Here is an 11,852-nt window from a genome sequence, read left to right as displayed (position 1 = left end):
AGGTTATAAATTAACTATAACTATACACGTATTTATACCTAAATTTCGTTACAATTAGATTAAAAAAACACTACAAATGTATTAAATACATACATTTGTAGTGTTTTCGTATTATAGTTGGAATTATTTAGTTGATGACTGGAATTTTTCACGAGCTGCTTCTAGCGCTATCTCTGCATCACTATGAGGATATTTTGTATTCTCAATAATCTGATAATCTTCGTGGCCTTTTCCAGCAAAAATTATTAAATCTCCTGGTTCAGCAACTTCTACAGCTTTTCTCACTGCTTCTGCACGATCTCCAATACATGCATACTGATCATGTGTCATACCCTTTTCAAGGTCAGTTAAAATACTGTCATATTCTTCATAACGTGGATCATCTGTCGTTAAAATTACGTAATCTGAAAGTGAAGCCTTTTTCGCCATATCAGGTCGTTTAGATTTATCACGATTACCACCTGTGCCAATGACAAAAATCATTTTATTTTTTTTATAAGGCATTGCTGCGTTGATTGCTTTTTCAATAGCATCAGGTGTATGTGCGTAATCGACGAAAATTGAGATAGGCAAATCACCTGTTGGAATCCCTTGCATTCGGCCTTTTACAGATTCAATTGCCTCAACTTGTTCAATAATATCTCCAATAGCATAGCCTCTTGAATATAAAGCAGCAGTAGCTGCTAGCACATTATATATATTGAATTCCCCAAGTAAATGCATTTTAACTGGAAAAGTTCCTTCAGGCGTTTCCATATCAAAATAAGTCATATGATTATGATATTGACAGTTAACACCTTTAAAAATGGCATCATTTTTTAAACCGTAAGTCCATATTGGGAATGGTGTTAGTTCTTGATATTTTTCTGACCATGGATCATCAGCATTTAAGACGGCATCCTTATCCTTTTCAAGGTCTTGTCCAAGTTGAGAGAAAAGCATACCTTTTGCATTTCCGTAGTTTTCCATTGTGCCATGAAAATCTAAGTGATCATGTGTTAGGTTTGTGAAAATTGCAACATCAAAATCAACACCTGCTAAACGTCCCTCTACTAAACCATGTGAAGATACCTCCATAATCATACCTTGACAGCCTTCAGCTGCTGCACGGAAAATCATTTGCTGTGTACTAAGTGCATCACTTGTTGTATTTGCAGATTCATACATGACACCATTTAAGTTAAAACCAATTGTACCAGACAAGGCTGTTTTAATACCCAATCCATGGAGTATGTCTCGAATTATAGATGTAACACTCGTTTTACCATTAGTTCCCGTTACACCAAACATTGTCATGTCTTTCGAAGGATAATCGAAGAACTTCGCAGCAAGTAATCCAAGAGCTCGACTCGTATTACTTACAATTACTTGTGCTACATCGCCTTCAAGTTCTAACTCGTACTCTGTTACAATAATAATTGCACCATTTTCAACTGCTTTTTGTGCAAAGTCATGTCCATCTACTGTGTAACCCTTAATACAGACAAATACACTTTTAGGTTGTACTCCTCGGGAATCAATCGCGATATCTTTTACATTTTCGGGTAATTGACCAATTACTTTTTTTATCGGTAAACATTGTAGTAATTCGGTGACTTGCATTATTCTGCCTCCTGTTCATCAATCATAGGCGATTTGATATATGCTAGTAATAAATCTGCTGTATGACGAAGTGAATCAATATGTGTACGTTCATATGCGTGAGATGCTTCAATTCCTGGTCCAAATAATGCATGTCGTACATCAGCGCCTGCTCTAATCGCAGCCGATGCATCCGAGCCGTAATATGGATAAAGATCCAATTTATAATCTATGTGATTGTCTTTTGCAAGTGCTACAAGCTGTCTAGTTAATGCGTAATGATATGGGCCACTAGAATCTTTTGCACAGATAGAAACTGTATATTCATCAGATGTCTGTCCGTCACCAATGGCTCCCATATCCACAGCAATATATTCTACTGTTTGAGATGGAATATTAGAGTTTCCGCCATAACCTATTTCTTCATTATTAGAAATATAGAAATGTGTTGTATATGGTATTTCAATTTTTTCTATTGATAATTTTTCAAGTAATTTTAATAGTAAAGTTGTGCTTGCTTTGTCATCTAAATGACGCGATTTAACAAAACCACTCTCTGTAAATTCAAAACGTGGATCAAAAGATACAAAGTCTCCAACTTCAATACCTTTTGTACGAATATCACTTGCACTGAATACTTTTTCATCGAGACGAACTTCGATATGATCTTCGTTTCGAGGTAATTTTCCTGCTTCACGATAAACATGTACTGACGTTTCATGCATTAAAATCGTACCTCGAATCTTATCTCCGTTAGCTGTATGAATGGTACAATATTCACCTTCTACAGCATTCCAGTTGAACCCTCCAACCATAGACAATTTCAAGCGCCCATTTTCTTTTACTTCTTTTACCATGGCACCTAAAGTATCTGTGTGTGCTGTTAAGAGGCGATGTTTAGAATCATCTTTACCTAAAATGGTTGCAATTATTGCACCTTTATTCGTTTTTTTATAAGAAACACCCATCTTTTCTAATAGGCTAGACATATATTTCATAATGTCTTCTGTATACCCAGATGGACTAGCAATATTCACTAATTCCTTTAGTAATTCAATAGTTTCTTGTTCTTTAAAATCGCTTGTCAAATTGAAAGCCTCCCTTATTCTTTTCATCATATCAAAATATGACATTTTACGACAACGTTAAATAATGTATGATGGTATTATAACCAAATTCGAGGTGTCTTTATGAAGCACTCTACTATTTTACGCAAAAGAAATCAATTTGTACTATTTTTATTTACAGCTGGAATGATTATTCATGCCATTATTAGTAGCATTCATTTGATGAATTATGAAGTACCTTTCCCCTTTACTGCATGTATTTATTGTGTCCTTTTACTTGTTTGTTCAGCCCTACATATAAATGAATATGTAATGAGGATACTATTAATAATCGGACTAAATGGTTCTAGTATATTATTGATTATGCAAACTGATTATATTTATCATTTAATCTATCTTATTCTACTACTTTTTTTACTAGCAATATATCGATCTTTTTGGATCAATTCAACGATGTTTATCGTTACTATTATTCAGGTTTTTTTACTAATAGAGTATCGCTATACAGCTTTCAGTAGTTCTATTACTGATACAGATATTACTCTCTTTACTTTAATCTTACTTTTTGTTGCTGTAATAGGTTTTATGCAAGCTTTTTACATTAATAATTCATGGAAAAAAATGGAGAATTATTCGAATTCTTTAGAGAAGGCATTCCTGTCTAAGGAAGCTTACTTGAATCTATTTTTTGAAAATGCGAAAGACAGTATTGCTGTTTTTGATTTAGATAATAAAATCATTACCGTTAACCCAGCATTCGAGAAACTATATGGTTGGAAAAAGAGAGAATGCATTGGAAAATCTGTTCCTCTAGTAGCACCTGAATATGTGAACTTAGCAAAAGAACGATGTAATCAGCTTTTGAATGGCGGCAGCTTTGATATGCTTGAATCAAAAGATATGAGAAAAGACGGCACTTATTTCGATGCACAAATGACGTTATCACCTATTTATGATTATAATGGCAAAATTATAGCGACATCCATTATTGCTCGTGATATTTCGTATAAAAAGGAATCAGAAAAACTAATCATTCAAGCAGAAAAGTTAAAGGCTATAGGAGAAATCGCTGCTGGTGTCGCACACGAAGTACGTAACCCATTAACTGTTATTTCTGGCTTCGTCCAAATGATGAATAATGATAAGAATTCACCGTATGCATTTTATACAAATTTAATTGATGATGAAATAGACCGCATTAACTTAATAATAAGTGAGTTTTTAGTTCTCTCAAAACCTCATGCGATGCAGCCGAAAGTATTCCAAATCGATACAGTCATCTCAGATATCTTGACTTTATATCAACCTGAGCTGCAATTAAAAAATATTGAACTCCTTCAAAATTGGCACACTAATAATATGATGATCAAAGGTGACGCCAATCAAATTAAACAAGTTATTATTAATATTATAAAAAATGCGGTAGAAGCTATAGAAAAAAACGGAAAAATTATCGTTACGATTGAAAAAACGGCCAAACAATTTTGTAGCATCTGTTTTACGGACAATGGAGGCGGTATGGAAAAAGAAGTTGTTGAACACATTTTCAAACCCTTCTATACAACAAAAGCTGAGGGTACTGGTCTTGGCATGATGATAACTGAGAAAATTATTCATGAACATGAAGGTCAGATTACAATTGATAGTGAATACGGTAAAGGTACTAGTATTACAATTAAATTGCCATGTGTTAACGTTTAATGTACATAAAAAGCATTTCTTGTGGTTACACCACGTTAGAAATGCTTTTCATTTATACTAAATGGAGTGTTTAATCGTTAATACTTTCTCTTGATTACAGCCTATCCGTAATTAAAATCGAATACTAGACGCTCTTCGCCACTTTTATCTTAAAAGGGTTTTTACTAATTTTACTTTTTGTTTATACGGTGGAAATAATAAATTATTTGCTAACTTCGTTGATTTTTTCAAAATGGATTTTGGGTGCGTAAAGCATTCGAAGCTTGCCTTACCATGATAAGCATTAACGCCCGAATTGCCGACCCCTCCAAATGGCAAATAGACACTTGCTACATGCGTTACTGCATCATTCACACAACCACCACCAAACGGTAATTCATCAAGAAAATACTGAATTGCTTTCTCTGTTTCAGAGAAAAAGTATGCAGCTAATGGTTTCGGATATTGTCGAATTTGATGAATAGCTACTCGCAAATCATCGTAAACGATGATCGGTAATATTGGTCCAAATAGTTCCTCTTCCATAGAAGGGCTATTCCACGTAACGTTTTGTAGAACAGTCGGCTCAATATATAAATCATCACGATCATAGTTACCACCAAATAGTACTTGGCTTTGTTCACGCTCTAAAACATTTTGCAAACGCTTAAATTGACGCTCGTTAATAATACGACCATAATCCAAGCTTTCTTGCGCGTTTTTGCCGTAAAATTTTTGAAGTGTCTTTTTCAAAATGCGGATAAAAGGTACTTTTACTGACTCATGTACTAATACATAATCCGGTGCAACACATGTTTGACCAGCATTCGTAAACTTCCCCCATGCAATACGTTTTACAGCAACTTCTAAATTGGCTGTTTGATCTACAATTGCAGGACTTTTCCCACCCAGTTCAAGCGTATGTGGAGTTAAACGTTCAGCTGCAGCTTTCGCAATAATTTTTCCAACAGCTACACTTCCCGTAAAGAAAATATAATCAAACGAGGCATGTATCAATGCTGTTGTTTCTTCCTTCTCACCTTCAACAATCCTTACATAATTTCCTTGGAAAGTTTCTTGCACTATTTTCTTTATAATTTCAGCAGTATGTACCGATGCTTCAGAAGGTTTTACAATAGCAGTATTTCCTCCAATAATGGCACCAATTAATGGTTCCATTACAAGTTGAAATGGATAGTTGAATGGTCCAATAATAAGCACTGTCCCATATGGTTCGCGTACGATAAAACTTTTCCCTGGTTGGAAATGAAAAGGAGTTGGTACCGATACTGGTTGTAACCATTCCTCTAAATACTTTTGCATATAGCTAATACTATCTAGCACAATCCCAACTTCAGTAGAATACGCTTCAAATTCACTTTTTCGTAAATCTTTATGCAGTGCTTTTAAAATTTCTTTCTCATGACTAACAATCGCAGCTTTTAATTTTTTTAATTGTTCTTTACGAAATGCCAAGCTTTTTGTTGCTCCTGAAAAGTAAAATTTCCTTTGTTCTGCAATCATTGCTTCTACATCGTAGGCATTAAAATTAACCATAAAATAACCTCCATTTTATAAAAAATATTTATCTAAATTTGTTCATAAGCTTGCATAAATACATCGTGATTTATCCATAATAAAAGTGTTACATAATTTCATAAGAAAAAGAGCCTTATCTGACTCAAATTGTACCATTTTTAAGAAGGTTGCTGTCAAATGTTGAAGACTTCTAAAAGGGGGAATGTTACATGTTGAAAACAGAAACATGGTGGGAACCAATTTTCACAGGGCCATTAGCACATGGCTTGCATCCGCAAAAACAAGTGGAATTAGAAGATGAATCGTTTTTATTCTTTCAATATCAAGATACAGCCTCGGAAGAAAATGATCAGCATCTTGAATGAAGTGTAGCAAAGTGAGCTGTCTGATGAAAAGGACAGCTCGTACTTTTATATATTTATTCTTAACCAAGCACTTTAAATTGAAATCAGCATTACTATTAATATCATGTATGTATAGTTATATCCTACCCAAATTATAAATGTTATAGACACCTTTTACCTACTTCGTTCTTAATTTCCTTAAATTACAAAATCATTACAACCTCCTCATAATTATCTTACATAGAAAGAAAACTTCAGAACATGACACCATTTCACCAATTGTTAATATAATAAACCATCATCCATCTCCAATTAACCTAGATTTCCTCTTTAGCCCACTAAAACTTTTAACTCCTTATTAAGTTTTTTCCATTTCAATACACCAAACTGTCAGTTCTTTATATTCTCCTATTTTTTCTAGAGCTAAGAACCATAGCTATTTTTAAGAATCCTTTCAAAGGGATGTGCATTTACAAGGTGATTATTATTTAACTTTTTACTCAGGAGGACTGACATGAAAAATATATGGGAGATCTATAAGCGGGATATTAAAAATATATTCTCTAACTGGGTAGCAGCTGTATTATTAGGCGGGCTTATTATTTTACCTTCATTATATGCATGGCTAAACATCGCGGCATCATGGGATCCTTATGCGCAAACCAATCAAATTCCCGTCGGTTTCGTAAACGAAGATAGTGGCGCAAAAATACACAACCAACAAATTGATGCTGGAAAAGAGCTAGTTGCAACGTTACATAAAAATAAAGATATGGACTGGCAATTTACAAATCGTAAAACAGCAATGGAGAATGTTCGAAACGGAGACTATTTTGCTGTAATCATTATTCCAGAAAACTTCTCTAAGGACCTCGCAACAGTTGTTTCAGGCAAACCTCATAAAGCTGAAATGGAATATTACGTTAATGAAAAAATTAATTCGATTGCTCCTAAAATTACAAGTAAAGGAGCCAGTGTACTTGCTGAAGAAATGAGTAGTAAATTTATTGGTACAGTAAACGGTACAATCTTTGAGATGTTCAATCGAATTGGAATAGAAATGCAAAATAACTTACCCGATATCGAAAGGTTCAAAGATTTTGTATTTACATTAGAAAAAGACTTACCTGGCATTCATACAGAATTGAAGAAAGCACAAAAAGATGCAAATTCAGCAAGTACTATGATTGGCGATGCTAAAAATGAAATTCCCAAAGCAAAACAACTAACAGCTGAAGGATTAAAAACAATTGATAATACATTGTCTTTCTTGACTCAAGCTAAAGATCGTCTTAATGAAATGAGTCCAAAAATTAAAAAAGATTTACAGACCGTCCAAAAAATTTCAACTGATGTAAATACATTGTTAAAACAACTACAAAATACAAAGATTGATTTTACTGAAGTAAATAATGCAAAAGAAACTTTAGACATTCAAGTTACTACTGCTATCGATAAAGTTTCTAATGTGGAAAAATCATTGACAGATTTAAAGCTATTTAACAATGAAAATAACATTAAAGATCAATCACAACTTCTCGCTTCTGCAATAGAGGATACAAAAAATTTAAAAGCTTTATTAGTAGAAGCACAAACAAATGCCCGCAATATTAACGCAGTGCTTGCTGGTAAAGAACAAGATGTTGCAGATGCCATCAACTCACTACAAAATATTGCACAAAACACTTCTGTCGAGCTTGACAGCTTCATAAAAGAATATGCACAATCTATTGAACCAACTGTTTTTAAAACTATTGATGATGCACAAAACACAATATCTACAGCAAAGAATAAGCTAACTATAATCCAAACTCAAATACCAGAAATTGTGCGTATTATTAATAATACGGATGGCTACATCTCAGATGCAAAATCTGGCCTAAATACAGCTATCGGCCAATATCCTTATGTGAATACAAAAGTTAAAGAACTTGCCAATAAAATCCGGGACTTCGAAAAAGAGACGGATATAAATAGCGTCATTCAATTACTTATCAACGACCCCTTAGCTGAGAAATCTTTCTTTGAGCAACCCATTAAGCTAAATGAAAATGCCCTCTTCCCTATCAAAAATTACGGAACAGGTATGACACCTTTCTACACTGTTTTATCCATTTGGGTTGGCTGCTTACTTTTAATTTCACTGCTTTCAGTGGGAGCAAAAAATGAAGAAGATTTTACCACTCGTCAAGTATATTTCGGAAAACTACTGACATTTTGGACCATTGGCATACTACAAACACTTATCATTACTATGGGTGACCTCTTCATTCTTAAAGTGTCTGCTCATAATCCTGTATGGTTCGTGCTATTTTGCTTATTCGTCAGTCTTGTTTTTATGAGCGTTGTCTACACATTAGTGTCCGTTTTCGGAGATGTCGGAAAAGCGCTGGCAATCATTCTGCTTGTACTACAGCTAGCAGGGTCAGGTGGGACTTATCCCGTTGTTTTACTACCGAAGTTCTTCCAAGTGATTAACCCCTATTTACCTTTCACATACGCGATTGGCATGGCTCGAGAAGCGATCGGTGGTATCATTTGGAACAAAATTATCGTAGATGTCATCGTACTCGGAATAGTTCTTATTGTCGCACTTTTATTTGGTGCTATCTTGAAAAAACGTTTAAATGTTATTACGTCACGTATGCTACTCAAATCTAGAAAATCAGGATTATTTCACTAAAATAGCGGCTTGTTTGGTTGTGGTTGACCTAACAAGCCGCTTCTATTTTATTGACGAAAACAATTATTGACATTTACTGTTTGCCATCATATGATATTAAGTAATACTTACATAGATTTAAGAATTGAATTTCTCCCGATTCCTTAGCTCAGCTGGGAGAGCGCCACCTTGACAGGGTGGAGGTCGCTGGTTCGAACCCAGTAGGAATCATATTGGATAAACATTGATAACACGCTGTTTCTAAGTACATCTTAGGCAGCGTGTTTTCTTGTATTTATACCTATTCGTGACCAGGCTGTGACCAATTTTCAATAAACGATAAATGTGATACTATCTTTTGATTAAAAAAGACATAACATAACAATTTTTACCGTTCATTCGAGCGGTCTTTTTATTTACTCTCCACAATAGTTACGATTTCCTGTATAGTTAAATATACACATTTATAGAAATGAGGGTATTTTGAAATGAAAAAGAAATGGTTACTGGCACCTATGGCTGCTGTGCTTTTATTGGCTGCATGTGGAGAAACTGAAGTTGAAAAGGTAAGTAATGGATCTAAAACCGAAGCGAAGTCTAATAAAAAAGCCGAAGTTTTCAAAGTTGGGGATACTATAAAAGTAAATGGTGTTGAAATTACAATAAAGAAAGCCCAATTTACAAAACCTGCTCAATACTCTGAAGCTAAAAATGGCTCAGTACTAACATTAGATGTCGCTCTAAAAAATACTAATGAAGAATCTGCGTTTATTGATAACACAGAATTCCAATTATATGATAAAGGCGACAACCAAATGGAAGATTATTTTGGCTATGATGATCTTGCTATAAGCAAAGATATAAATGCTGGTAAAAAAGCTTCAGGTAAATTATATTTCGATGTTAAAAAATCTAAGAGTTACGAGTTGGTCTATGAACCAACATTTACTTTAGATAGCAAAGAAATTAAATGGAATATCAAAGTACAATAAACTAAGGGCCGCTCATTGCGAGTGGCTATTTTTATGCCACAGTTTCTTCCTATAATAGTACCGATAACAAACTTATTACTCCCGCAACAGGCAATAACGCTAACCACAACCATTCCCCTAACGCTACATCTTCAGGTGCAATATCCTCATCAACGAAATAATAGTAAATACTTAACAAAATCTTCATGTCCATACACCCCTATGGTTTAGATTTCCCAAGCCTCATTCATTATTGATTTCACTTTGATACTTCTACTCACACGCTTTACGGCTGTGTATATGACTGATTCTAAGCACTCTACTTTCCCACGCTTATACGCACTCATAACACTTAATAGAGCTTTTTTATATTTACTTTCGTGATGCTCTAAAACTATGTTTCTATCAATAGATGCTTTTGCTTTAAAGATTATTCCAGAAAATCTATACAATTCACTAGATTTGAAAAATGGCGATAACACCCTTAACGGAGTTGGCAATTTTTCGACAAGACCTTCTTTGAGCAACGCTTGCTCTTCTTCTTTTCGTTCTTGTTCTCTTAATTCCTTAACAGCCGAACTTGTCGGCAAATCCGCATTCTCTGTATCTCTTGTATTATTAATATCTCTTAAACTAGTTTTTGCAGGAGCTTCTAAGAATGGGGTAGGACATTCCGGTAGGACATTTACTTCAGCCTCAACTGTGGAAGGCTTTAAGATAACGATTGCGTTAGTTGATTGGCGTTTGTCTCCCTTGTGACGTTTAGTGCTGTACTGCTTGATGATGCCTAAGTCCTCAAGTAAATTACACGCTCTACGAACTGTACGGATATCAATTTCTAACTCCTCTGCAATATGTTTTTTAGATCGGTAAGAGACTCCTGGATATACGTATGAGTAACGCGCCAATACGTCCAGTACATTTCTTGTGGATGGTGTAAGTGTATCTGCATGTTGATCACGGTGGTATTTTATCGCTTCGTTCATCTCTTCCACAGATTTAAAGGACTTTAATTTTGCATAGTTTTCTTGTGTGTTTAATAGTTCCATTTTTTATCACCCCTTAAATTATAATATATATAAATTCCTATATGTTATAATAATATTATATATTCCAACATATAGGAATGTCAATATATTATATTCATACTTTTCTATATGTTGGAATTGAAGTATAATTACAAGTAATATTGTAATATGAAAGGAGCTAATTTATGGCTGAACTAAGAGTAAGATTAAAAGAGATCTTAGCTGATCGCGGATTAACGCAAAATAAACTATCTGAACTGTCAGGAGTACGTCCGAATATTATTAGTGAAATGTCAAATAACCAGCGTTCTTCTATTAATAGAGAACACGTTGCTGCTGTAGCTAAAACGCTAAATATCACCGACATGAACGAACTTTTTAAAATAATAGACAACGAAAAAGAGTGACGGCCACTAATTGGCTACCACTCTTTATTTCCCTTATTTATCCAATCTCAAACACTGCTTAACTTCATCGTTCCCTTTTGTTTTTACATATAATCTTTCGAAATATTCATCAATCTTCTTTATTTGTTCTAATACCATCAACCCGTGTTTTCCTAATTCTCTGTTAACTCCTCGTAAATCCTTGTGTAATTTTTTTAACTCTTCATCTATCCATGCTTTTAAAGCTACGTTTATCTTTAATCCACCTAAATGCTTCTTAATGCTTCTTAATGCTTTTTATCACGTTCTAGCGTACGCATAGTAAGAATTAAAATTATTGTGATGTTTAATTACAGGTATTTAATTCTTCCAAGAATTGAATGCTTGAAGATTTGAATAGTTTTCACTCTTGTTCAAAATTCCTATTCCACTCACATTCCTCATATCTTACAATATTACATTTAATACTAAATTGCGTAATTTATTGTAGTAATATATAATTGAGTTAATTTCATAATTCTGAGCTCAGTCATATCAACGTCTTTCAGACAATAAAAAACAGGCACCTCCCCAAATTCGGTATAATGGTAGCGA

General features: G+C 34.1%; 10 protein-coding genes and 1 tRNA gene. 6 read left to right on the top strand and 5 right to left on the bottom strand.

The window, feature by feature from the left end:
* Positions 1-123: 123 nt before the first annotated feature.
* Together ACQKMD_RS17780 and ACQKMD_RS17775 are read right to left on the bottom strand one after the other, a co-directional pair.
* A complete protein-coding gene (locus ACQKMD_RS17780; RefSeq protein ID WP_427753681.1) occupies positions 124-1,602 on the bottom strand; it encodes a UDP-N-acetylmuramoyl-L-alanyl-D-glutamate--2,6-diaminopimelate ligase in 1,479 nt (492 codons plus the stop codon).
* The gene (locus tag ACQKMD_RS17775) at positions 1,602-2,669 is read right to left on the bottom strand and encodes a M42 family metallopeptidase (RefSeq protein ID WP_427753679.1); all 1,068 of its coding nucleotides are present in this window, start codon (positions 2,667-2,669) and stop codon (positions 1,602-1,604) included. Before ACQKMD_RS17775 ends, ACQKMD_RS17780 begins: the two co-directional genes overlap by 1 nt.
* A 102-nt stretch (positions 2,670-2,771) precedes the next feature.
* Between ACQKMD_RS17775 and ACQKMD_RS17770 the strand changes: the two genes are divergently transcribed.
* Entirely contained in the window at positions 2,772-4,349 is a 1,578-nt protein-coding gene (locus ACQKMD_RS17770; RefSeq protein WP_427753677.1) for a two-component system sensor histidine kinase NtrB, read from the top strand.
* A gap of 144 nt (positions 4,350-4,493) precedes the next feature.
* Here the strand turns inward: ACQKMD_RS17770 and ACQKMD_RS17765 are convergent, their stop codons facing one another.
* Positions 4,494-5,885, bottom strand: coding sequence for an aldehyde dehydrogenase (locus tag ACQKMD_RS17765; protein WP_427753676.1), 1,392 nt, complete (start codon positions 5,883-5,885; stop codon positions 4,494-4,496).
* Positions 5,886-6,076: 191 nt separating this feature from the next.
* Here ACQKMD_RS17765 and ACQKMD_RS17760 point away from each other — a divergent pair, with 191 nt between their 5' ends.
* The 4 genes from ACQKMD_RS17760 (at position 6,077) to ACQKMD_RS17745 (ending at position 9,865) form a co-directional block, all read left to right on the top strand.
* Positions 6,077-6,232, top strand: coding sequence for a hypothetical protein (locus ACQKMD_RS17760; RefSeq protein ID WP_427753674.1), 156 nt, complete (start codon positions 6,077-6,079; stop codon positions 6,230-6,232).
* A gap of 493 nt (positions 6,233-6,725) precedes the next feature.
* Positions 6,726-8,894, top strand: coding sequence for a YhgE/Pip family protein (locus tag ACQKMD_RS17755; RefSeq protein ID WP_427753673.1), 2,169 nt, complete (start codon positions 6,726-6,728; stop codon positions 8,892-8,894).
* 137 nt (positions 8,895-9,031) lie between these two features.
* Positions 9,032-9,104, top strand: a tRNA-Val gene (locus ACQKMD_RS17750).
* A 257-nt stretch (positions 9,105-9,361) separates the two neighbouring features.
* Positions 9,362-9,865: a DUF4352 domain-containing protein gene (locus tag ACQKMD_RS17745; RefSeq protein WP_427753671.1), complete on the top strand. Its 504-nt coding sequence runs from the start codon at positions 9,362-9,364 to the stop codon at positions 9,863-9,865.
* Positions 9,866-9,914: 49 nt separating this feature from the next.
* On the opposite strand, the gene ACQKMD_RS17740 is transcribed toward ACQKMD_RS17745, so the two are convergent.
* Both ACQKMD_RS17740 and ACQKMD_RS17735 read right to left on the bottom strand, forming a co-directional pair.
* The gene (locus ACQKMD_RS17740; RefSeq protein WP_427753670.1) at positions 9,915-10,052 is read right to left on the bottom strand and encodes a hypothetical protein; all 138 of its coding nucleotides are present in this window, start codon (positions 10,050-10,052) and stop codon (positions 9,915-9,917) included.
* Between the two features lie 19 nt (positions 10,053-10,071).
* Positions 10,072-10,893: a helix-turn-helix domain-containing protein gene (locus ACQKMD_RS17735; RefSeq protein WP_427753668.1), complete on the bottom strand. Its 822-nt coding sequence runs from the start codon at positions 10,891-10,893 to the stop codon at positions 10,072-10,074.
* A gap of 164 nt (positions 10,894-11,057) precedes the next feature.
* Between ACQKMD_RS17735 and ACQKMD_RS17730 the strand changes: the two genes are divergently transcribed.
* Positions 11,058-11,279, top strand: coding sequence for a helix-turn-helix domain-containing protein (locus ACQKMD_RS17730; protein WP_427753666.1), 222 nt, complete (start codon positions 11,058-11,060; stop codon positions 11,277-11,279).
* The last annotated feature ends 573 nt before the right edge of the window (positions 11,280-11,852 follow it).

The organism is Viridibacillus sp. NPDC096237 (assembly GCF_050278625.1).
Lineage (GTDB): Bacteria > Bacillota > Bacilli > Bacillales_A > Planococcaceae > Viridibacillus.
The sequence above is the reverse complement of the archived record's forward strand: the minus strand, read 5'-3'. Positions and strand labels throughout refer to the sequence as shown.